Here is a 20,971-nt window from a genome sequence, read left to right as displayed (position 1 = left end):
CACCCGGATAAGAGCGTCGGCAGCGTCAGATGTGGAGAAGAGACAGGGACTGCTGCTGGCCGGCCTGGCCGGCGGAGCGGCGATCGGCGCGGCCGTCGTCTGGTGGCGCAGCCGCCGCCACCGCGCCGTCCCGGCGGACCCGACCGGGGCCGGGCCCGCCGACGACGAGGGCGAACTGGTCGGCTCCGGCGGCACCACCCACTGGCGGCTCACCGAACAGTGACCGCTGTCGCCTGACCAGGTCTCCTTGCCGCAGACCGGCCCGCCAGCCGGTTCAGCGGACCGGCACGGTGGTACGGACCGTCGCCTGGTCGACGTCGGACAACCGGATGGTGAAGCGCAGCTCCCACTCGCCCGGCACGGGAAACGCGACCGCGCCGACCGCGTGGTTGTCGTCCACGCCCAGCAGCAGAGTCGTTACCGGCTCGACGTCCTGTGCCGGCAGCGAAGTGGTCATCGTCCACTCCTCCACCTGTACCGGCGCGCCCTCCGGCGTGTACACGTAGGCGTGCACCGTGTTGTGTTCGCCGAGCTGCACCGGGTAGATGTCGAACTGGAGGGTGTACAGCGAGCTGGTCAGCGTCTGAGCGAAGGTGTCCTGCCCGAGGGCCTGAGCCTCGACGACGGCGGTACGGGCCGGAGTCGTCTGCACCAGTACCGCGCTGGCCCCGAGAGCCGCCACCGCCACCGCGACCTCGACACCGACCAGGCCGGTGAGTCGCCGTACGTGCGACGCCCGCCACCGCCCGACCAGCCGTCGCGCGTACCCGGCGGTCAACAGCAGCACCGCCACCAGCGCGATCTTCACCAGCACCAACCGCCCGTACCCGGTGGTGGCCAGTGCGGTCGGGCCGCCGGTCTCCATCAGCGCCTGGACGGCACCGGCGAGCAGCAGCCAACAGACCGCCACCGTCGCCCACCGGGACCAGACCGGCAGGATCCGGCCCAGGACACGGGGGTGGGTGCGGCGCAGCAGGACCGCGCCGAGGGTCACCAGCCCGCCGATCCACACCCCGACCGCGGCGATGTGCACGGTGTCGGCGGCGATACTGACCGGCGGTACCGGCGCCGCCACCGCGTGACCGGTCAGCGGCCAGGTGACCAGCCCGGCCACGCCCAGCCCGACGAGGGCCAGCCCGCGACGGGTGCCGCCGACCCCGGCGAGGGCCGGGGACACCAGCGCCGCCACCGCGGCCAGGACCACCAGCCGGCCGAGCAGCGCAAGCCCGTACCCGCTGTCGACGACGGCGGCCAGGTCCCCGGCGGAGACCTCCAGCAGGCCACTGCCGGTCGAGTACGGCGCCTGCAGGTACAGGCCGGCCACCGTGGCCAGGCCGATCAGCCCGAGCCCGGTGCCGACCATGACCTTGCCGGGCCGGCGGCCCAGCCGGGGCGGCCACAGCAGCGCCAGCAGCAGCGCGGGGCCGACGGCGAGTACCACCCCGGCGTAGCCGACGTACTTCGCGGTGGTCACGGCGACCGCCACCGGCAGCCGCTGCCCGCCGTCGCGCGGCTCGGGCACCGTCGCGGACGGCGCTCCTACCGAGTACGTGTAGCCGCTGCCCACCGGGTGGCTGTCCGCCGAGATCACCCGGTAGCTGACCAGGTAGGTGCCGAGCGGGCGGTCGGCGACCCGGACCGGGAGGGTGACGGTGGTCCCGTCGGTTCGTGGTGTTCCGTCGTCGATCCGTTTCCCGTCCGGCGCCAGTACCTGCAGGCGCCCGGTGACCGGGCGCACCGGTTCGCTGAAGGTCAGCACCACTTCCCGGGGCGAGTTGCCCAGCACCGATCCGGGGGCGGGCTCCGCCGTCACCAGCACCGCGTGTGCGGCCGCCGGGCCGGCGGGGGCGACCATTACCAGCATGCCGCCGAGGAGCAGTGCCGCGGCACCGGCTGCGGCGTGCCGGGCCCACCGGGCGGCTCGTCGTTGTTTCACCCCTGGTAGTTCGGTGCGGACGGGGCAACGGTTCATCGCGATCGACTCCGGGCGGGTCAGGGAGGTACCGACCGCAGGTGAGTCGGTCGTCTCGTGGGCCGAGCGCCGGGACCGGACGCATGCGTGCCGGGAGGAATCGTGGTCGACCGGGGCGGCCGTGAGCAAGTCGACCGTCGGTGGTGGTCCGGTCCGCCTCCGGTCAGATCCGGATGGCCGTCGGTCGGCCCCGACCCGCCGGGTCAGGGCAGCGGTGCCAGCGGGGTGCCGTCGGCGTCGCGGACCAGAATTGCCTCGACCGGGCATGATTCAGCAGCGTCGATGACTGTTTCGGCCGGATCGATGTCGGACGCGGGCCCCTGGGACACCCCGTCGACCAGGCTGAAGTGCCCCGGCGCGGTACCGGCGCAGATGCCGGACCCGACGCACCGTTGCTCGTCGACGCTGACCTGCCAGGACCGCTGGTTCATCGCCACCTCCGGGGTTACCCACGGCACCGGCCGTGGGGGACTGGAACGGTTCACGTCCGATGGCCGGCATGGTCCGGGCCGCGCGTCGGGCCCGGCGGAGGAGGATCAACCCCAGGTCACCGGCATCGCGTTCAACCCGCGGACCAGCAGGCCGGTCTTCCACACCAGCTGATCCTCGGGTACGGCCAGCCGTAGCTGCGGCAGCCGCCGCACCACCGCCTCCACCGCCACCTGCAGCTCCATCCTGGCCAGTTGGGCGCCGAGACAATGGTGTACGCCGTGGCCGAAGCCGACGTGCGGGTTGACGGTCCGGGTCAGGTCCAGCCGGTCCGGGTCGGTGAAGACCTCGGGGTCGCGGTTGGCCGCCGACAACGATCCGATGACCGGTTCACCGGCCCGGACGAGTACTCCGCCGACCTCGACGTCGACGGTGGCGTACCGGGCGAACGAGGAGGCGGCGCCGAGCGGAACGTACCGGGTCAGTTCCTCGACGGCGCCCGGCACCAGGGCCGGGTCGGCGCGCAGGGCGGCGAACTGGTCCGGCTGGGTGAGCAGGACGTAGACGAAGTTGGGGATCTGGGTCACGGTGGTCTCGTGGCCGGCGGCCAGCAGTCCGGCGGCGAGCTGCACGAGTTCGGTCTCGGTGAGCCGGCTCGCGTCGGTGTCCCGGGCGTGGACCATGGCGCCGAGCAGGTCGTCGGTCGGGTGCCGGCGGCGCTGTTCCACCAGTCCGGCGATGTAGCCGTGCAGGTTCTCGAGATACCCCGCTACCTGCTCGGGGGAGAGCGAGGTGGTGGACACGACCGCTTCGCTCCAAGTGTGGAAGTGTTCCCGGTCGGCGTAGGGGACGCCGAGCAGTTCGCAGATGACCCGGACCGGCAGCGGGGTGGCGAACCGTTCGACGAGGTCGGCTGGCGGCCCGTCGCCGATCATGCCGGTCAGCAGTTCGTCGGCGAACTGCCGGGTCTGTGGTCGGAGCTGTTCGACCCGCCGGCCGGTGAACGCCTTGGCGACCAGGCGTCGGAGCCGGGTGTGTTCCGGCGGATCCATCGACAGGATTCCGCCCTCGATCTGTCGGGGGGTGATCCGTGGTTCGTCACGGCCGACGCTGGCGGCGCGGGAGAACCGGGCGTCGCCGAGGACGAACCGGACGTCGGCGTGCCGGGTGGCCAGCCAGGCCGGTTCCCCAAACGGCAACTGGACCCGTACCAGCGTCCGGTCCTGCTGCAGTTGCCGGTAGGTGTCGTCGAGGTTGAGACGGTCAGGCGCGGTGAAGGGGTAGCTGCGGGGTTCGGCGGCACGGAGTTCGGGCATGGTTCACCTCCTGACGGGGGGACGGTCGCGTACCGGCAGTGACGCCCAGCCTGCGTGACCGGCACGTGACGCTCTGATACTAGAGAGGTCTCTCGATTGATCGCAGCCCGGTGGCGTCTTCGGTTCCCTCAACCTAGCGTCCTAGCCTGCTCTACGAGGTGTGTCAACATAGCGCACGGAGAACCAAACTCCATCGAATCGGAGGCTCGGCAGTACCTCTGGGGTCAGCTCCGGCCGGCGGCATCGTCGGGCTGGGCGTGGGAGAACAGCACCGGGGTCACCGGCCGGGTCCGGGAAGGCTCGGGGGTCGGTGGGTTGCCCGCCCCGGACTCCGCCGGCTGGTGTTCACCGGTGAGTACCAGCAGTTCGTAGGCCCGTTCGGCGGGCAGCCGACCGGTGACGATCGCGATCCGGAGCGGCACGGGCGGGGTTCCGGCGACGACGGCGACGGGCAGATCGAGCACTCTCGGGTTGACCTGCCGACCGGCGAGGTGCCCGGCGGCCGCCGGGGGCAGGTCCCGCCAGGGACGTACGGTCTGCTCGGTGAATCCGTGGCTGGCCCACTGGTCAGCCTCCGCGTTGACCCGGTCGGCGACGTGCTGTGGCACCACGTCGCGGCCGCCGAGGTCGTCGCTGAGCAGCGCTCGGGCGAGCGGGCTGAGCTGGTCGACCGGATACCACCGGGTCCGCTGGGTACGACGGCGGGAAATGTCGCCGGGTGAGGCGTCGGCCGCGGACCGGTCACGCCGGGCGTCTGGTTCAAGGTGGGCCGGCATGCCCACCATCCAAGCATGATCGACCGCCGTCCGATGGCAAGGGGTCGCAGGTAGCGGGGATGTCGGAACCGGGGGGGGCGGAGTTTGCCGGCAACCCGTGCGGGTAGCCGCGCCGGGTGGCCGAGGAGCGGCAGACGGTGGCACCGACGGCGGGCGTCGGGTCGCCGCTCGACGAACGGTGGGAGTACGGGTACCTGTACTTCGTGCAGACGGTGGCACCTGCCGAAGGGGGTAAGCGGCCGGCTGCCGGGCCGACGGTCACCGTGGTCGCTGACGGCGCGGGGCACCGGTGTCGGGTGCTGACCGGTCGACGGCTGGAGGTGCTCAACGAACTGGGTGGACAGGGTTGGATCGTCAGCGACGGTCTGTGGAGCCCGGAGCAGGCCCGGTGGCTGGCTGAACTGGTGGCCGGGGTGGACGGGGTGGAGCGGATGGTCGGTTACTGGCAGTCGTTCATGCGCCGGCGGGTGGCCGTCGGCGGCGACGGCCACGGTGAGTCGGAAGGTGGTGGGTGAGGGGCGCGTTATAGTGGCGCTCGCCAGGTGACAGTGCCCCTTGGGGGACCGTCGGGCTCGTTCGCCGCCGCTCGTTTCCGGTCCGGTGGGACAGGCCGGTCGGGGCGGGGGAGAGGAAGTGTCGGTGTCGCGTCCGTCCGCACAGTCCGCGTCGACGCGGACCGATGTGGCGAGTCAGGTCTTCACCATTCCTAATCTGATCAGTCTTGTCCGTTTGCTAGGTGTACCACTGTTTCTGTACCTGTTTCTGGTGCACCGTGCGGACGTCGCGGCGTTGCTGGTGCTGGCCGTCGGCGGGACCAGTGACTGGGTGGACGGGTTCGTCGCGCGCCGGATCCGTCAGGTGTCCCGGCTCGGCGAACTACTGGACCCACTCGCCGACCGGCTGTACATCCTGGCCACGTTGCTGGCGTTCACGGCCCGCGAGGTGATGCCGTGGCAGTTCACGGTGGCGTTGCTCAGTCGTGAGGTGCTGCTGGCCGGCTGCCTCGTCGTGTTACGCCGATTTGGCTACGGACCACCACAGGTGCACTATGTAGGAAAGACTGCGACTTTCGTACTTTTGGCGGCGTTTCCTATTCTGTTGCTGTCCGCAGTGCTGGGATTCACCCCGACGGCGACGGTGGTGGCCGCGGTCGGGTGGGGTCTGGCCTGGTGGGGTCTGGCGCTGTACTGGATCGCCGGCCTGTTGTACGTACGGCAGACCATGGCGTTGGTCCGGGCCGCCGGAGCAGAAACGGAGCGGGCATGAGCGAGGCGGACCGCAGCGGTTCCGGCCCGCACCGTGGGTACGCGCCGGACTTTCTGACCGAACTGTTCCGGGCACCGCTGGATCCCGGCTACACGGACGCGGCGGCCCGCCGTTCGGTGGTAGGACCACCGCAGGGTTGGCGTCGGGTGACGGCACGGGCGGCGATGGCCGTGTCGATGGCCGCGGTCGGCTTCCTGGTGGTGCTCGCCTACCAGAAGACGGTGGCGGAGGAGCCAAGCAGGTCGCAGGCACGGGCCGGCCTGGTGGAGCAGGTTACCCAGCGCCAGACGGAGACCGACGAGCTGCAGAACCGCGTGGACACATTGCGGGACGAGGTGGCCCGGGAGCGCGACACGGTGCTGGACGGGGCCCGGGCGGCGGACCTGCGCGACCTGGAAGCCGCCGCCGGGCTGGCCCGGGTCACCGGGGACGGGGTGGTCGTCGAGTTGGCGGATGCGCCGGAGGTGGTGGATCCGGTGACCGGTGAGGGGTCGGTCAGTGAGTTGGGTCGGGTGTTGGACCGGGATCTTCAGGACGTGGCCAACGCCCTGTGGAGCGTCGGCGCCGAGGCGGTCGCGGTCAACGGGAGACGGCTGACCGCGACCTCGACGATCCGGGCGGCGGGCAGCGCCATCCTGGTCGATTTCCGGCCGGTGACCGGCCCGTACGAGGTGACGGCGATCGGCCCGCCGTCGATGGTCGAGGCGTTTCGGACCAGCCAGGCGGCCGCGGTGCTACGGGCGGTCTCGGCCGATCACGGGTTGTCGTTCGGGGTCCGTTCGGCTGATGATCTGATGTTGCCGGCGGCGAGCGAGCCGCAGCTGCGGTACGCCCGTGCACCGTCGGCGTCGGCGTCGTCCAGCCCGTCCGGGACGGGAGGCGCCGACCCGTCCGTGACCGCCTCGGGAGGAGGCCCTCGATGATCGCCGTGTTGGCGCTGCTCGCCGGAATGCTGCTGGGGATCTATTTCGACCCGGTGGTGCCGGCGGTGCTGCAGCCGTACCTGCCGATCGCGGTGGTGGCGGCGTTGGACGCGGTGTTCGGCGGGGTCCGGGCGAAGTTGGACGGGATCTTCGACGACAAGCAGTTCGTGATCTCATTCATCTCGAACGTTCTGGTGGCGGGTCTGATCGTGTATCTGGGCGATCAGTTGGGGGTGGGCGGGCAGTTGTCCACCGGCGTCGTGGTGGTGCTCGGGGTGCGGATCTTCGGCAACGTGGCGGCGATTCGACGTCATCTGTTCCGGGCGTGAGGCGTGGCTGATGGTGGAACGTAGGAGTACCGGTACGGGCTGGCCGGTTGAGGGTCCGGCGCGGTCGCCGGGTGCGGGTGGGCGGGTGCCGGCAGGGTCCGAGGAACGGGCGGACGCCGCCGGGGTACCGCCGGTGGACGGTCCCGACGCCGCGGTCGGCGGTGACGGGCCGGCGGGTGCCGGCGCGGGTCGGGGTTCCCGGCGGGTGTCCACGGCCGGGCTGATGATCGTGGGTCTGCTGGTGCTGCTCGGGTTCACCCTCGCCGTTCAGGTCCGCAGCACGTCGACGGACCCGACGTTGGCGGCGGCCCGCCAGGAGGATCTGGTGCGGATCCTGTCGGATCTGGAGGCCCGGGAGGAGCGGCTGCGGCAGGACATCGCGGAGCTGGAGGCGAGTCAGCGGCAGTTGACCTCGGGTGCCGAGGGCCGGGCGGCGGCGTTGGAGGAGGCGTCGCGTCGGGCGGACGAGCTGGGGGTGCTGGGTGGCAGTCTGCCGGCGCAGGGGCCGGGCCTGCGGGTGCGGTTCGTCGCCGGTCGGGAGCCGATCCGGGCGTCGGATCTGCTGGACGCGGTGCAGGAGCTGCGGGGTGCGGGCGCCGAGGTGATGCAGATCAGCGGCGGGGACGGTCGGTCGGTGCGGATCGTGGCGAGCAGCTACCTGCTGGACGTCGACGGCGGCGTGGAGGTGGACGCTGTGCGGTTGACCGGCCCGTACGAGGTGCTGGTGATCGGGGAGCCGTCGACGATGCGGACGGCGTTGAACATTCCGGGTGGGGTGGTGGCTTCGGTGTCCGGTGACGGCGGTACGGTGATCGTCGAGGAGCGCGACGTGGTCGAGGTGTCGGCCTTGAGCGATCCGAGCCAGCTGCGGTACGCCCGCCCGGTCTCCTGATCGGACGGGATGTTGTCGGCGGGTGGGGCGTCAGTGGTGGTGAGTGGTGCACAGACCGAAGGACCGGCCGTGATTCCAGAGGATCTGCGGTATACCGCGGAGCATGAGTGGGTGGCGGGCGACGCCGCTGGTCCTGTGCGGGTGGGTGTGACCCATTTCGCGCAGGAGGCGTTGGGTGACATCGTGTTCGTCGAGTTGCCTGCGGTCGGTGCCGAGGTGACGGCGGGTGAGCCGTGCGGTGAGATCGAGTCGACGAAGAGCGTGTCGGAGATCTACGCGCCGTTGACCGGCACGGTGGTGGCCCGTAACGAGACGCTGGTGGACGCACCGGAGACGGTCAATGCCGACCCGTACGGTGCCGGTTGGCTGGTGCAGTTGGCACCGGCTGATCCGCAGGCGGTGAGCGGGTTGCTCGACGCCGCGGCGTACCGGGAGCTCACCGAGCGCTGACCCGGCGGGGGCGGCGAGGTATCGTGTGCCCGCGAGTCTTGTTGACCCTTGTTTTCGGCGCTGGCTAGGCTCGCCCAGTCGACCGAGAAGCCAACAACAGTTGAGCGTTGCGGAGATTGCCGTCCTGGCACGGGGGAGCTTGCGCCTTGCGATCGTTCAAGGTCTGGTGGCCGACCCGACACACCCGACGCCGACCGAACAGATCCGTGAGGTGGTCCATGACTCGCCCAGACGACGAGTTCCCCCCGCTCGACGTCACGTCGACGTTGAACCTCGGTTCGCTCGACGAAGTGCTGGAGGGGCCGGACGCCGACGTGGTGCCGAGCCGGATGTCGGGTTCGTTGCCGCCGGGGATGGCGTTGCTGGTGGTGCGGCGGGGCCCGAACGCGGGGGCCCGGTTCCTGCTGGACCACGATGTGACGACGAGCGGCCGGCATCCGGACAGTGACATTTTCCTGGACGACGTGACGGTGTCGCGGCGGCATGCGGAGTTCCACCGGGACGGCGGTACCTTCACGGTGCGCGATGTGGGTAGCCTGAACGGCACCTATGTCAATCGTGAGCGGGTGGAGGCGGCGACCCTGAGCAACGGTGACGAGGTCCAGATCGGGAAGTTCCGGCTGGTCTTCATCGCCGGTCCGCGGCCGGACGAGGAGGCCGGCCGCGGTTGAGGTCCGGGGCGCGGACGGAGGTGGCTTCGTGCGCGGTGTGTGGCTGACGCCGGTCGGTGAGCCGGGGGTGTCGTGGTGAGTGAGCAGGCGGCGGCCCGGGAGGACGTGGCCGGTTCGTCGTTGATGAGTATCGGCGAGGTGCTGGCCCAGCTTCGCCCGGAGTTTCCGGACACGACGATTTCGAAGTTGCGGTTCCTGGAGGCCGAGGGCCTGGTGGAGCCGCAGCGGACGCCGTCGGGTTACCGCAAGTACAGCTGGGACGATCTGGACCGGTTGCGTTTCGTCCTGACGGCGCAGCGGGACCAGTATCTTCCGCTGCGGGTGATCCGTGAGCAGTTGGCGGCGCGGGACGCCGAGTCGGCGGCGGGCCGGTCGCGTCCGACGTTGGTGGCGGTCGGTCCGTCCGGTGAGGTGCCGGGCCGGTCGCCGGTGCCGGCGCAGGCTCAGCCGGCGCAGTCCCGGCTGAGCCGTACGGACCTGCTGTCCCGAAGTGGTCTCGAGTCGGCGACGTTGGCTGAGGTGGAGCGGCTGGGGCTGGTGGTCGCGGTGGCGCCTGGCTGGTACGACGCGGATGCGCTGGTGATCGCCACGGCGGTGGCGGGGCTGCTGAGGCATGGCCTCGAGGTGCGCCATCTGCGGGCGGTGCGGGCGGCTGCGGACCGCGAGTCGGGTTTGTTCGCCCAGCTGGTGGCGCCGTTGGCGCGGCAGAGTGATCCGGCTGCCCGGGCTCGGGCGGCGGAGACGGCGCGGGAGCTGATCGGGTTGTCGCAGCAGCTTCACGCGGCGCTGGTGCGGGCGGGTCTGCGGGAGGCGCTCGGCCGGTGAGGTGACTGGCGGGACCGGACGGTGGCGCTGTGGTCCGTGTACCGTGCAGGGAGGGCCGGAGCGGGTTTGGTGACGACGACACGGAGGCGGCGGTGCGTGAGCTGAGCGTGGTCGGGGTGCGGGTGGAGTTGCCCACCAACCAGCCGATCGTGCTGCTGCGTGAGGTGGACGGGGACCGCTACCTGCCGATCTGGATCGGTGCGGTGGAGGCCACGGCGATCGCGTACGAGCAGCAGGGCGTGAAGCCGGCGCGGCCGTTGACGCATGATCTGTTGCGGGACGTGTTGGCCGCAGTGCGGGCACCGCTGCAGGCGGTGGAGATCACCGAGTTGAAGGACAACGTCTTCTACGCGGACCTGGTCATCGGTGACAGTGTGCGGGTTTCGGCGCGGCCGAGCGATTCGATCGCGTTGGCGTTGCGGGTCGGTGCTCCGATTCGTTGTGCTGAGCAGGTGCTGTCCGAGGCGGGCATCCTGATTCCGGATGAGCAGGAGGACGAGGTCGAGAAGTTCCGGGAGTTCCTGGATCAGGTGCGTCCGGAGGATTTCGCGGGCTGACCGCCGCCAGCGGGTGTCATGCCCGTGGCGTGGTCGCCCGCACGCGGCGTGTCGCGGCCCGGGTTGCCTGGTACGGCCCTCTGCCGGCGTTACGCTGGTCCTGTCGATCGGCTCATGTTCCGTCCTGGTGTGGGCCGCACTGACGGGGAGGTTTCCGTATGCCCGCACAGCGAGAGCCGGAGCCGGGGTCGTCTGATGATGTGGACGGGGCCGGTTCGGACGCCGACGCCGTCGGCTATCGCGGAGTGACCGCCTGCCACGCGGTGGGGATCAGTTACCGGCAGTTGGACTATTGGGCGCGGACGACGCTGGTGGTGCCGAGCGTGCGTGACGCGTCAGGTTCGGGTTCGCAGCGGCTGTACTCGTTCCGCGATCTGGTGGTGTTGAAGGTGGTCAAGCGGCTGCTGGACGCCGGTGTGTCGCTGCAGAACATCCGCAAGGCGATCGAGACGTTGCGGTCGCGCGGGGTCGGGGACCTGGCGGGGATCACCCTGATATCGGACGGGACGACGGTGTACGAGTGCCGTTCCCCTGAGGAGGTCGTCGACCTGTTGCAGGGCGGCCAGGGTGTGTTCGGCATCGCGATCGGCGGGGCGTTCAAGGAGATTCAGGGGTCGTTGTCGCAGCTTCCGGCGGAGCCGGCGGTAACTTCCGAGCCGGAGGTGGTGGCTCCGGTGGCCGGGGGCGACGAGTTGGCGGCGCGGCGGGCGCGGCGACGCGCCGGCTGAACCCGCGCGGCGGTGCAGCGGCAGCGGTCGGGGCGGGCTTCGTGATCGACGTCACCGCCCCGCCCCGTAGGGCGGGTGCTGCCGGTAGCGTGGAGACCGCCGTACATCCCGTGTGGGAGAGACCGTCCGCTACCCGGTGGGCGGCGCCGAAGGGGCAAATCCTCCCCGGAACCTCTCAGGCAGAAGGACCACGCGGGTTGGCGACTCTGGAGGCGGCGGCGCCGACAGAGGGGGAGGTTGCCTGCCGACCTCGTCCCGGGAGCCGCCTGGTGAGTGCCTCGTCCTTGTTCGTCGACCGCCACGTCGGCATCGATCCGGTCGCCCAGCAGCGGATGCTGGATGTCGTCGGGTACGCCAGCATCGCTGACCTGATGGACGCCGCCATTCCCGAGGTGATCCGCTGGCGGGGCCGGCTGGACCTGCCGGAACCGGCCAGCGAGCCGGAGGTGACGGCCGCGTTGCGGCGGCTGGCCGACGCGAACACGGCGGCGGTGTCGATGATCGGCGCCGGCTACCACGGCACCCACACGCCGGCGGTGATTCGCCGCAACGTGCTGGAGAATCCCGCCTGGTACACCGCCTACACCCCGTACCAGCCGGAGATCAGCCAGGGCCGGTTGCAGGCGCTGCTGACGTTCCAGACGATGGTGTCGGATCTGACCGGGCTGGCCACGGCGAACGCGTCGATGCTCGATGAGGCGACCGCTGCGGCGGAGGCGATGACGTTGGCGCGGCGGGCGTCGAAGGCACGTAGCGACGTGTACGTGGTGGACGCCGACACGTTGCCGCAGACGGTGGCGGTGCTGCGGACCCGGGCGGAGCCGCTGGGCGTGCAGGTCCGGGTGTGTGACGTGCAGGCCGGCCTGCCGGACGAGTTCTTCGGGCTGCACCTGCAGTTCCCGGGCGTGTCGGGGCGGCTGCGTGACGACGCCCCGGTGGTGGCGGCGGCGCACGCCGCCGGGGCGCTGGTGACGGTGGCGGCGGACCTGTTGGCGTTGACGCTGCTGCGCCCGCCGGGGGCGTACGGTGCGGACGTGGCGGTCGGCACCACGCAACGGTTCGGGGTGCCGATGGGCTTCGGCGGTCCGCACGCCGGCTACCTGGCGGTGCGTTCCGGTCTGGAACGGATGCTGCCGGGACGGCTGGTCGGGGTGTCCCGGGACGTGGCCGGTGACCGGGCGTACCGGCTGGCGTTGCAGACCCGGGAACAGCACATCCGCCGGGAGCGGGCGACCAGCAACATCTGCACGGCGCAGGTGCTGCTGGCGGTCATGGCCGCCATGTACGCGGTGTACCACGGCCCGCAGGGGTTGACGGCGATCGCGCAGCGTACCCATGCGATGGCGGCCCGGTTGCGGGCCGGTCTGGCCGACGGCGGGGTCACGGTGGCGGACGGGCCGTTGTTCGACACGGTGACCGCGGCGGTGCCGGGTGGGGCCGCTGCGGTGGTGGCGCGGGCGGCGGACCGGGGGGTGAACCTGCGGCTGGTGGACGCCGACACGGTGGCGGTGGCGTGTGACGAGACCACCACCGAGGAGCATCTGGCGGTGGTGTGGGCGGCGTTCGGGGTGGCCGGGTACGCGGGGGAGACGCCGGCGCTGCTTCCGGCCGAGTGGCGGCGCACCGGTGAGTTCCTCACCCATGAGGTGTTCCACGCGTACCGCAGCGAGACGGCGATGCTGCGGTATCTGCGGCGGCTCGCGGACCTCGACTACGCCCTGGACCGGGGGATGATCCCGTTGGGGTCGTGCACGATGAAGTTGAACGCGGCGGTGCAGATGGAGCCGGTCAGTTGGCCGGGGTTCGCCGACGTGCACCCGCTGGCGCCGGCCGGGCAGACGGCCGGGTACCGGCGGTTGATCGGCGAGTTGGAGCGTTGGCTGGCGGAGGTGACCGGCTACGACGCGGTCAGTGTGCAGCCCAACGCCGGGTCGCAGGGGGAGCTGGCCGGGCTGTTGGCGATCCGCGGCTTCCACCGGTCGCGGGGGCAGGCGCGCCGGGTCGTGTGCCTGATTCCGTCGTCGGCGCACGGCACGAACGCGGCGAGCGCGGTGATGGCGGGCATGCGGGTGGTGGTGGTCGGCTGCGACGCCGACGGCAACGTCGATGTCGACGACGCGGCGCGGCTGATCGCCGTACACCGGGACGACCTGGCGGCGATGATGGTGACGTATCCGTCGACGCACGGCGTGTACGAGGACGGCATCGCCGAGTTGTGTGCCCGGGTGCACGACGCCGGCGGGCAGGTGTACGTCGACGGGGCGAACCTGAACGCGTTGCTGGGGTTCGCCCGGCCGGGCCGGTTCGGGGCGGACGTGTCGCACCTGAACCTGCACAAGACGTTCTGCATTCCGCACGGCGGCGGCGGGCCGGGGGTGGGGCCGGTCGCGGTGCGGGCGCATCTGGCGCCGTTCCTGCCGGGTGATCCGGTCGGCGGCGACGATGCCGACCGGCCGGTGGTGTCGGGCGCCCGGTACGGTTCGGCCGGGATTCTGCCGATCCCGTGGGCGTATCTGCGGCTGATGGGTGCCGACGGGCTGGTGCGGGCCACCGGGGCGGCGGTGCTGGCGGCCAACTATGTGGCGGCGCGGCTGCGGCCGCATTTCCCGGTCCTGTACGCCGGCAACAAGGGCCTGGTGGCGCACGAGTGTGTGCTGGACCTGCGGGCGTTGACCCGGGCAACCGGGGTGACCGTCGAGGACGTGGCGAAACGGTTGATCGACTACGGGTTCCACGCGCCGACGATGTCGTTCCCGGTGTCCGGCACGCTGATGGTGGAGCCGACCGAGAGTGAGGACCTGGCCGAGCTGGACCGGTTCTGCGACGCGATGATCGCGATCCGGTCGGAGATCGACGACGTCGCGGCGGGCCGGTGGCCGGTGGCGGACAGCCCGTTGCGGCAGGCACCGCACTCGGCGGCGCTGGTCACCGCCGACGAGTGGGTGCTGCCGTACCCGCGGTCGGTGGCGGCGTACCCGGCGGGGCCGGGGCAGCGGGCCGGGAAGTACTGGCCGCCGGTGCGGCGGGTCGACAGCGCCTACGGTGACCGGAATCTGGTGTGCGCGTGTCCTCCGCCGGAGGCGTTCGCCGCCGGCTGAGTACGGGTCGGGTCGGCTCGACGGTGAGCCTGCGGTGGCCCCGGCCGGTCAGGCGGCGAGGGCGTGCCGGGCGGGGCCGCGGTGCGGGGCGATGCTGCTGCCGTCGGGAAGCAGCTCGCCGGTGTCCTCGAAAACGATGACACCGTTGCAGAGCAGGCTCCAGCCCTGTTCGCGGAAGCAGGCGACGACGCGGGCCGCTTCCCGGTCGACGGCGTCAGCCGAGGGACAGATCGGTTGGTGCTGGCACATCGGGATCTCCGGGAACTGTGGGGGGTGCTGTGTCATGGTTCACATGACCAGTGATGAACGTTACCAAGCCGAACGACACCGTTCCGGGCAGGTGACGGCCTGCGGGACCAAGAATCCTCCCTTCGGCCGATGCATGTCCGACCGGTCGGCGTGGAAACGCTCCCACACATCCTAGGCCCCGGCCGCCACCCGCCGCCGGCTCCGACGAACTCCACCATCCGCACACCCGGCCCGCCGCCCGCCACCCGCGCCACGCCCCGGGTAGCCTGACCGCCATGACCATGCGCCCGATCCGGATCATCGGCGACGCCGTGCTGCGCACCCCCGCCGAACCGGTCACCGACTTCGACGACACCCTGCGCGCACTGGTCACCGACCTGATGGACACCCTGCTCGGCGCCCCCGGTCGCGCCGGCGTCGCCGCCCCGCAGATCGGCGTCAGCGCCCGCGTGTTCGTCTACGACGCCGACGGCCACCGCGGCCACGTCGTCAACCCCCGGCTCGAACCACCCGCCGGCGCCCTGTCACCCGACGACACCGACACCGACGACGAAGGCTGCCTGTCCATCCCCGGCCTGCACTTCCCGACCACCCGCGCCCGCCACGCCACCGTCCACGGCGTCGACCAGCACGGCCAACCCGTCACCGTCACCGGCAGCGGATTCCTCGCCCGCGCCCTGCAACACGAAACCGACCACCTCGACGGCCGCCTCTACGTCGACACTTTGCGCGGCGACACCCGCCGCCGGGCGCTGCGTGAGATCCGCGCCGCCCACTGGGCCCGCCGCTGACCCCCGGCCCGACCCCGGCGCCGGCTCGACCGTGGGCGGCCGGCACCGTCACACCACCACCATCCGCGGGTACGGATGCCGCAGGAAATCATGATGCGAAATGTCCCACCCGTACGCGCCGGCCCGGCCGAACACCACCACGTCGCCCACCCGCAGCCGCCCCACCACCTGCCCCCGGCACAGCACATCGCGCGGCGTACACAACTCACCGGCCACATCCACCGCCACCTGCGCCACCTGCGGCCGGGCGAACGGGTACGGCCACCGGTCCACCGGCACCACCCCGAACGGATGGTCGTACCCCCACGCCGCCGGCAACCGGAAATGGTGCGTACCGCCCCGCACCACCGCGAACCACCGGCCCTGCGTCCGTTTCAGATCCACCACCTGCGTCACATACCAGCCGGCGTCCGCCACCAGCAGCCGACCCGGCTCGAACACCAGCCGCACCCCCGACGGCACCGCCAACCCCGCCAACCCGGCCCGCAGCGCCGCCACGTCGAACCGCCGCCCACCCCGGTAGTCCACCCCGAACCCGCCGCCCACGTTCACGTACTCCAACCCCACCCCCAACCGCCGCGCCGCCGCCACCGCCCAGCCCACCGCATCCACCACGAACCCCGCATGCGCCACCGCGTCCACGTTGTTCGACACCGCGTGCAAACTGAACCCCACCAGCCGCACCCCCGGCAACCCCGCCGCCACCTCCACCACCGCACCCAACTCCGCCTCATCCACCCCGAACTGCGTCGCCGCGCCCGCCATCCGGTGACTGCCCACCAACCCGCCACCCGGCCGGTTCACCCGCAGCGCCGCCACCGCCGACACCCCCGCCGCCCGCGCCACCAGATCCAGCCGCCGCAACTCCAACACACTCTCCACGTTCACCACCGCACCCGCCGCCACCGCCGCCGCCAACTGCCCGTCCGTCTTCGCCGGCCCACCGAACACCAGCTGACCGGCACCCGCCGCCACCGCCGCCGCCAACTCGCCACCCGACGCCACCTCCACCCCGTCCACCGCCGCCGCCAACTCCGCCACCACCGCCGGATGCCCGTTCGCCTTCATCGCGTACAACAGCACCGACCCCGCCGGCAACGCCGCCCGCACCCGCGCCGCCACCGCCCGCAGCACCGCCCGGTCGTACACATAGGCACACACCGGCTCGTCACCGGCCGCCAACTCCGCCACCACCGCCGCCACCCGCGGCGGCACCACCACACCCGTCACCGCGCCCCCACCGGCGGACCGTCGTCGAACCCGGCGTCACCCAACGGGTTACGCACCGGCACGTACACGTCCCCGGCACCGGTCAACCGCATCCGCACCAACGCCTTGTGCGCCACCATCGGCGCCGTCCACGCCCGATGATCATCGGCCGCCCACCCCGCGGCGACCCCACCAGCCGACCGCAGCCCGTCATACACCTCATCCACCACCTCCCGCACCACCCGCCACGCCGCCGCCTCGTCGACCCCCCACCCGGACACCAACCCCAGCACCACCTCACCCAGATGCGCCTGCAACGCCGTGTACCCCAACTTCGCCCGCATCACCGCCGCGTCGTTGGTACCCACCACCGAACCCGCCGCCAACCCCACCTCGACCCCCGCCTGCGCCAACCGGGGCAGCAACAACCGCAGACCCGCGAAGTCCCGCACCACCAACCGGAACGGCACCCCGCCACGGAACGTCGGCAGACAGTTCTGCAGATGCGCCTCCAACGCCACCCCGAACCGGCTCGCCAACCGCAGCAACGGCGGCAACACCACCCGCGCGTACGCCCCCAGGAACCCCAACCCGGCCGCCGCCCCCACCAACCCCCGCACCCCACCGAAATCCGCCACCCGCCGCCCCAACTGCGCCGCCGTCACCAACGCCACCCCCGGCACCGCCACCTCACCCGGCACCAACCGCCCCGCCAACCCGTCCCGCACGATCACCGACATGTCCCGCCCCGACCCCACCCGCACCGCCGCACCCGCCACCTCCGGCAACAGCACCAGCCGCCGCGCCGCCACCTCATCGGCCGCCACCAACGACGCCAACACCGTCGACAACGCCGGACCGTTACGCACACTCGCCACCGAGATCGTCCGCCGCGTCGACGTCACCTGAATGTCCACCGACACCTTCAGATACCGCCGCGCACCGTCGCGCCCCGCTGGCAGCAGCACCGTACGCACCGCCGCCGTCGGCACCGCCGGCAGCACCCCCGGCAACAACCGCACCACCCCCCGGTCCAGCAGATCCGCGTACCGCGACGACACCACCGACCGCTGCCACACATGCACCGGCTGCACCATCCAGCCCGGCGGCGCCACCGGCACCTGCGGATACCAGCGCGCCAACTCCGCCGTCACATCCTCACCCACATGCAGATCCCGGCGCACCGCCACGAACCCGACCCCCGTCGCCGGCGACTCCACATCGTGCGCCACCACATCCGCCACCGACCACCCCAACCGGGTCCGCCCACACGGATGCAGGTTGTGCCCCGCCACCGCCAGCCGCTCAGCCCACACCCCCCACCCGTCCGGATCATCCGGACCCCACGCCGGACCAGGCCGCGCCGCCGCCACCGCCAGATTCACCACCGCGTCGGTCAACTCCACCGCCAACGCCCACCCCCGCCGCCGCGTCAGCACCGACACCGGCAACACCGCCACCGGATCCGGCACCGACCCCGCATCGGCCACGAAGCGGTCGAACCCGTGCCACCGACCCGCGCCCCGCCACACCCGGCGCACCCCACCCACATCCTCCCGGCACAACGCATCCACCAACCGCCCACCGACCACCCCCGCCGCCCACGGCACCGCCTCCCGGAACCCCACCACCAGGTTCGGCGCCACCCGCCCCAACCCGGCCACCGTCGACGCCACCGCCGCATCCACCCCGACCACACCCAACCCGCAACCACACGACCGGCCCCCGGACGGCACCCCCACCGCCGACCCGGCCCCGCTCACCACGCACCCGCCAACGGACTCGTCACCCACGCCCACCGCGGCGTCAACGGATCCGACGCCAACCGCATCGACAACGTCGCCTTCACCGGCCACCGACCACCCAGCACCGCCGCCGCCACCAACCCCCGCACCGCCGCCGGCAACCCCGCCACCACATCCCGCGCCACCACCGCCACCGCCCGCCACAACACCTGCGGCTCCACCCCGAACTCCCGGGCCAGCACCGCCACCGGCTCACCCAACGCCGTCCCCACCGCCGCCACCGCCGTCACCGCCACCTCCGCCGGATCCTCGGCCACCACATCGCCGTGCACCACCGGCACCGCCACACCCGCCCCAGCCAGCCGCCGCACATCCAACCGCACCCCACCCACGTCCCGGTACCACACCCGCACCAGCCGCCCACCGCGCCACACCAGCAGGACGTTCTGCCCGTGCGCCTCCAGCCCCACCCCCCGACCCAGCAACTCCACCACCGGCCCCAGCACCACCCGCGCCAACCGCGACACGAACGCCACCGGATCACCGCCGTACCCCGCCCGCACCAGCCCCGCCACCACCGACGGACCACCCGGCACCCCCACCGGCGCCGCCAACGCCGCCACCGGCATCACCTGCACCCCCGGTCCCACCCGCGGCACCCGCCGACGCACCACAGCCAACGACCGGCACAACCCCCCGTCGACCACCACCGCCCCGGCAGCCACCTCCGGCAACACCCACAACCCCGGCACCCGCCGCGCCAACCGCGCCACCAACGCCGTCACCACCGGACCATTGCGCACCGCCGCCTCCGACACCGTCCGCACCGCACTGGTCATCTGCACATCCACCGCCGTCTTCCACTGCCAACCCCCGCCCGACGCCACCGTCCGCAACGACAACAACGGCCGCACCCGCACCACCCGGCCGGTACGCCGCAACCACCCGAACCCGCCCAGCACATGATCCCGCTGCCACGGATGCACCGGCAGCAACGGCGGCAACCCCGCACCCGAACTCACCCACCGGTCACCCGGCACCGCCACCAACTCCAACTCCACCACCGGCCGATGCTCCGGCGCGTACGCCAGCACCTCCTCCGTCGACATCCCCACCCGGGTCCGGCACCCCGGATGCACCGGATGCCCGTCCACCACCACCTGCTCCCACCCGAGCGCCGACCGGACCAGACCCCCACCGCCACCCGCCACCGCCCGCGCACCCCGCGCCAACGCCAGATTCGCCACACTGTTCGCCAGCTCACCGGCGACCGCCCCACAACCGGGCAACCCCAGCACCGACAACAACTCCGCCGGATCCGCCACCGCCCGGCCACCCGCCGGGTCCTCCACCGACACCCGCAGCCCCGGGCCCGCCGCCGCGAACAACTCCGCCGCCGCCACCGGCCCCACCACCCGCCGCCCGTCAACCAACCCCAGCACCAGGCGGCCGTCAACCACCCGACGGTCCGTCACCTCCGGCACCGGTTCACGCCCCAACGCACCCCACAACCGCGCCAGCACCGCCGCCCGCGCCCCCGGCACCGCCGCTGCCACCGCGTCCACCAGCTCCGGCCGGCACCGCCGCACCGTCGCCACCGTCGCCGCCACGTCCGGACACTCCACCGACGACACCGCACCTCCCACGGACCTCGACCTGCGCCACCCACCAGGCAACCGACACACCACCGGCACGCCTCACCGTCCCCGACGCCGCCGCAGCCACACCCCGCACCAGCCCACCACCAGGAACACCAGCGCGCTACAGCACAACGCCTTCACCACCATCCCGCCACCCTGCCACACCACCCGCACCCCGTAAGGTGCCCGTGTGCGCATGGCCACCTACAACCTGCTGCACGGGCGCTCACCCCACGACGGGCGCATCGACCCCGACCGGATCACCGCCACCATCGCCGACCTCGACGCCGACATCTGCGCCCTGCAGGAAGTCGACCACGCCCAACCCCGCAGCGGGCACCTCGACCTGACCGCGCTGGCCGCCGCCGCGCTCACCGCCGGCACCCACCGGTTCGCCGCCGCCCTCGTCGGCACCCCCGGCACCACCTACCGGGTGCCCCGTCACGACCACGACGGACACGACGAACCCCGCTACGGGGTGAGTCTGATCAGCCGGTACCCGGCCCGGCACTGGCGGACCGTCCGGCTCGCCCCCGCCCCCGTACCCGCACCGGTCGCCGTCGGCGGACCCGGCCCCCGGCTGCTGCTCCTACGCGACGAACCACGGGTGCTGCTCGCCGCCGTCCTCGACACCCCACACGGCCCGGTCACCGTCGCCGCCACCCACCTGTCGTTCGTCCCCGGCTGGAACCTGCGCCAGCTACGGATCGTCACCCGCGCCCTGCGGGCCATGCCGCCACCGCGGCTGCTCCTCGGCGACCTCAACATGCCGGCCGGGGTGGCCGCAGCGGCCACCGGCTGGCGGCCGCTGGGCCGGCTGCCCACCTACCCGGCCGCCCGACCCCGCATCCAACTCGACCACATCCTGCTCGACCCGCGTGACGCGCCGCCCGCGCTGACCGCCGTGACCGCCGTCGCCGCCCCGGACGTCGCCGTCTCCGACCACCGCCCACTGACCGTCACCGTCTCGACCGGCACCCGGTAGCCGGGGGGGGGGAGGGAAGGGGGGGGGGGGGGGGTGGCAAACCCCAAACAAACCCAGCCCGGGCCGGCTTTTTCTCCCCCCCCCCCCCTCCACACCCCCTCCCCCTTGTTTGCCTCCTTT

At 72.2% G+C, this 20,971-nt stretch carries 22 protein-coding genes, 1 pseudogene and 1 riboswitch; of the genes and pseudogenes, 14 read left to right on the top strand and 9 right to left on the bottom strand.

Features of this window, described 5'->3' with window-relative positions:
• A pseudogene (locus ACXAHD_RS23740) lies at positions 1-223 on the top strand (hypothetical protein); the annotation flags it as partial.
• 51 nt (positions 224-274) lie between these two features.
• Here ACXAHD_RS23740 and ACXAHD_RS23735 read toward each other — a convergent pair.
• From ACXAHD_RS23735 to ACXAHD_RS23720, 4 genes are all read right to left on the bottom strand, one after another.
• Positions 275-1,972, bottom strand: coding sequence for a copper resistance CopC/CopD family protein (locus tag ACXAHD_RS23735; protein ID WP_281554942.1), 1,698 nt, complete (start codon positions 1,970-1,972; stop codon positions 275-277).
• A 203-nt stretch (positions 1,973-2,175) separates the two neighbouring features.
• Complete coding sequence (locus ACXAHD_RS23730) at positions 2,176-2,403, bottom strand: ferredoxin (protein ID WP_281554941.1); 228 nt, start codon at positions 2,401-2,403, stop codon at positions 2,176-2,178.
• A 105-nt stretch (positions 2,404-2,508) separates the two neighbouring features.
• Positions 2,509-3,717: a cytochrome P450 gene (locus ACXAHD_RS23725; protein WP_289212866.1), complete on the bottom strand. Its 1,209-nt coding sequence runs from the start codon at positions 3,715-3,717 to the stop codon at positions 2,509-2,511.
• 224 nt (positions 3,718-3,941) lie between these two features.
• The gene (locus ACXAHD_RS23720; protein ID WP_475053253.1) at positions 3,942-4,502 is read right to left on the bottom strand and encodes a hypothetical protein; all 561 of its coding nucleotides are present in this window, start codon (positions 4,500-4,502) and stop codon (positions 3,942-3,944) included.
• A gap of 128 nt (positions 4,503-4,630) precedes the next feature.
• Between ACXAHD_RS23720 and ACXAHD_RS23715 the strand changes: the two genes are divergently transcribed.
• The 11 genes from ACXAHD_RS23715 (at position 4,631) to gcvP (ending at position 14,232) form a co-directional block, all read left to right on the top strand.
• Complete coding sequence (locus ACXAHD_RS23715; protein WP_281567346.1) at positions 4,631-5,008, top strand: hypothetical protein; 378 nt, start codon at positions 4,631-4,633, stop codon at positions 5,006-5,008.
• A 118-nt stretch (positions 5,009-5,126) separates the two neighbouring features.
• On the top strand, positions 5,127-5,759 hold the full coding sequence (clsA, locus tag ACXAHD_RS23710) for a cardiolipin synthase ClsA (protein ID WP_281554937.1): 633 nt from the start codon (positions 5,127-5,129) through the stop codon (positions 5,757-5,759).
• Positions 5,756-6,682 carry a DUF881 domain-containing protein gene (locus tag ACXAHD_RS23705; RefSeq protein ID WP_281554936.1) on the top strand — a complete coding sequence of 309 codons (927 nt, stop codon included), beginning with the start codon at positions 5,756-5,758 and terminating at the stop codon, positions 6,680-6,682. Before clsA ends, ACXAHD_RS23705 begins: the two co-directional genes overlap by 4 nt.
• On the top strand, positions 6,679-7,011 hold the full coding sequence (locus ACXAHD_RS23700; RefSeq protein ID WP_123601612.1) for a small basic family protein: 333 nt from the start codon (positions 6,679-6,681) through the stop codon (positions 7,009-7,011). Before ACXAHD_RS23705 ends, ACXAHD_RS23700 begins: the two co-directional genes overlap by 4 nt.
• 10 nt (positions 7,012-7,021) lie before the next feature.
• Positions 7,022-7,903 carry a DUF881 domain-containing protein gene (locus ACXAHD_RS23695; protein WP_475053248.1) on the top strand — a complete coding sequence of 294 codons (882 nt, stop codon included), beginning with the start codon at positions 7,022-7,024 and terminating at the stop codon, positions 7,901-7,903.
• A gap of 69 nt (positions 7,904-7,972) precedes the next feature.
• On the top strand, positions 7,973-8,353 hold the full coding sequence (gene gcvH, locus ACXAHD_RS23690; RefSeq protein ID WP_281554934.1) for a glycine cleavage system protein GcvH: 381 nt from the start codon (positions 7,973-7,975) through the stop codon (positions 8,351-8,353).
• 218 nt (positions 8,354-8,571) lie between these two features.
• On the top strand, positions 8,572-9,024 hold the full coding sequence (gene odhI / locus ACXAHD_RS23685) for an oxoglutarate dehydrogenase inhibitor Odhl (RefSeq protein WP_123601610.1): 453 nt from the start codon (positions 8,572-8,574) through the stop codon (positions 9,022-9,024).
• Between the two features lie 123 nt (positions 9,025-9,147).
• A complete protein-coding gene (gene ftsR / locus ACXAHD_RS23680; RefSeq protein ID WP_281555587.1) occupies positions 9,148-9,849 on the top strand; it encodes a transcriptional regulator FtsR in 702 nt (233 codons plus the stop codon).
• A gap of 92 nt (positions 9,850-9,941) precedes the next feature.
• The gene (locus ACXAHD_RS23675) at positions 9,942-10,406 is read left to right on the top strand and encodes a bifunctional nuclease family protein (RefSeq protein ID WP_123604662.1); all 465 of its coding nucleotides are present in this window, start codon (positions 9,942-9,944) and stop codon (positions 10,404-10,406) included.
• 158 nt (positions 10,407-10,564) lie between these two features.
• Entirely contained in the window at positions 10,565-11,134 is a 570-nt protein-coding gene (locus ACXAHD_RS23670) for a MerR family transcriptional regulator (RefSeq protein WP_281554933.1), read from the top strand.
• A 103-nt stretch (positions 11,135-11,237) separates the two neighbouring features.
• Positions 11,238-11,335: riboswitch (glycine riboswitch) on the top strand.
• A gap of 68 nt (positions 11,336-11,403) precedes the next feature.
• Positions 11,404-14,232, top strand: coding sequence for an aminomethyl-transferring glycine dehydrogenase (gcvP, locus tag ACXAHD_RS23665; protein ID WP_289212865.1), 2,829 nt, complete (start codon positions 11,404-11,406; stop codon positions 14,230-14,232).
• Positions 14,233-14,280: 48 nt separating this feature from the next.
• Here the strand turns inward: gcvP and ACXAHD_RS23660 are convergent, their stop codons facing one another.
• Positions 14,281-14,481, bottom strand: coding sequence for a DUF5999 family protein (locus tag ACXAHD_RS23660; protein ID WP_278174506.1), 201 nt, complete (start codon positions 14,479-14,481; stop codon positions 14,281-14,283).
• Positions 14,482-14,756: 275 nt separating this feature from the next.
• Here ACXAHD_RS23660 and ACXAHD_RS23655 point away from each other — a divergent pair, with 275 nt between their 5' ends.
• Positions 14,757-15,272, top strand: coding sequence for a peptide deformylase (locus ACXAHD_RS23655; RefSeq protein ID WP_475053238.1), 516 nt, complete (start codon positions 14,757-14,759; stop codon positions 15,270-15,272).
• 48 nt (positions 15,273-15,320) lie between these two features.
• Here the strand turns inward: ACXAHD_RS23655 and ACXAHD_RS23650 are convergent, their stop codons facing one another.
• From ACXAHD_RS23650 to ACXAHD_RS23635, 4 genes are all read right to left on the bottom strand, one after another.
• Entirely contained in the window at positions 15,321-16,502 is a 1,182-nt protein-coding gene (locus tag ACXAHD_RS23650) for an alanine racemase (RefSeq protein ID WP_475053236.1), read from the bottom strand.
• The gene (locus tag ACXAHD_RS23645) at positions 16,499-18,157 is read right to left on the bottom strand and encodes an IucA/IucC family protein (RefSeq protein WP_475053234.1); all 1,659 of its coding nucleotides are present in this window, start codon (positions 18,155-18,157) and stop codon (positions 16,499-16,501) included. The genes ACXAHD_RS23650 and ACXAHD_RS23645 overlap by 4 nt, the downstream gene beginning before the upstream one ends.
• 83 nt (positions 18,158-18,240) lie before the next feature.
• Entirely contained in the window at positions 18,241-19,860 is a 1,620-nt protein-coding gene (locus ACXAHD_RS23640; RefSeq protein ID WP_475053230.1) for an IucA/IucC family protein, read from the bottom strand.
• 63 nt (positions 19,861-19,923) lie between these two features.
• On the bottom strand, positions 19,924-20,064 hold the full coding sequence (locus tag ACXAHD_RS23635) for a hypothetical protein (RefSeq protein WP_281554927.1): 141 nt from the start codon (positions 20,062-20,064) through the stop codon (positions 19,924-19,926).
• Here ACXAHD_RS23635 and ACXAHD_RS23630 point away from each other — a divergent pair.
• Positions 20,057-20,851 carry an endonuclease/exonuclease/phosphatase family protein gene (locus ACXAHD_RS23630; RefSeq protein WP_281554926.1) on the top strand — a complete coding sequence of 265 codons (795 nt, stop codon included), beginning with the start codon at positions 20,057-20,059 and terminating at the stop codon, positions 20,849-20,851. The two genes, ACXAHD_RS23635 and ACXAHD_RS23630, sit on opposite strands and share 8 nt — an antisense overlap.
• Positions 20,852-20,971 lie beyond the last annotated feature (120 nt).

Source organism: Micromonospora sp. ABR4_055 (assembly GCF_056160425.1).
The sequence above is the reverse complement of the archived record's forward strand: the minus strand, read 5'-3'. Positions and strand labels throughout refer to the sequence as shown.

Excerpts from the sequence above, each read along its gene's own strand:
- ACXAHD_RS23735 (WP_281554942.1), bottom strand. The coding sequence starts at position 1,972 with ATGAACCGTTGCCCCGTCCGCACCGAACTACCAGGGGTGAAACAACGA.
- ACXAHD_RS23730 (WP_281554941.1), bottom strand. The coding sequence starts at position 2,403 with ATGAACCAGCGGTCCTGGCAGGTCAGCGTCGACGAGCAACGGTGCGTC.
- ACXAHD_RS23725 (WP_289212866.1), bottom strand. The coding sequence starts at position 3,717 with ATGCCCGAACTCCGTGCCGCCGAACCCCGCAGCTACCCCTTCACCGCG.
- ACXAHD_RS23720 (WP_475053253.1), bottom strand. The coding sequence starts at position 4,502 with ATGGTGGGCATGCCGGCCCACCTTGAACCAGACGCCCGGCGTGACCGG.
- ACXAHD_RS23705 (WP_281554936.1), top strand. The coding sequence starts at position 5,756 with ATGAGCGAGGCGGACCGCAGCGGTTCCGGCCCGCACCGTGGGTACGCG.
- ACXAHD_RS23700 (WP_123601612.1), top strand. The coding sequence starts at position 6,679 with ATGATCGCCGTGTTGGCGCTGCTCGCCGGAATGCTGCTGGGGATCTAT.
- ACXAHD_RS23695 (WP_475053248.1), top strand. The coding sequence starts at position 7,022 with ATGGTGGAACGTAGGAGTACCGGTACGGGCTGGCCGGTTGAGGGTCCG.
- odhI (WP_123601610.1), top strand. The coding sequence starts at position 8,572 with ATGACTCGCCCAGACGACGAGTTCCCCCCGCTCGACGTCACGTCGACG.
- ftsR (WP_281555587.1), top strand. The coding sequence starts at position 9,148 with ATGAGTATCGGCGAGGTGCTGGCCCAGCTTCGCCCGGAGTTTCCGGAC.
- ACXAHD_RS23670 (WP_281554933.1), top strand. The coding sequence starts at position 10,565 with ATGCCCGCACAGCGAGAGCCGGAGCCGGGGTCGTCTGATGATGTGGAC.
- ACXAHD_RS23660 (WP_278174506.1), bottom strand. The coding sequence starts at position 14,481 with ATGTGCCAGCACCAACCGATCTGTCCCTCGGCTGACGCCGTCGACCGG.
- ACXAHD_RS23655 (WP_475053238.1), top strand. The coding sequence starts at position 14,757 with ATGACCATGCGCCCGATCCGGATCATCGGCGACGCCGTGCTGCGCACC.
- ACXAHD_RS23635 (WP_281554927.1), bottom strand. The coding sequence starts at position 20,064 with ATGCGCACACGGGCACCTTACGGGGTGCGGGTGGTGTGGCAGGGTGGC.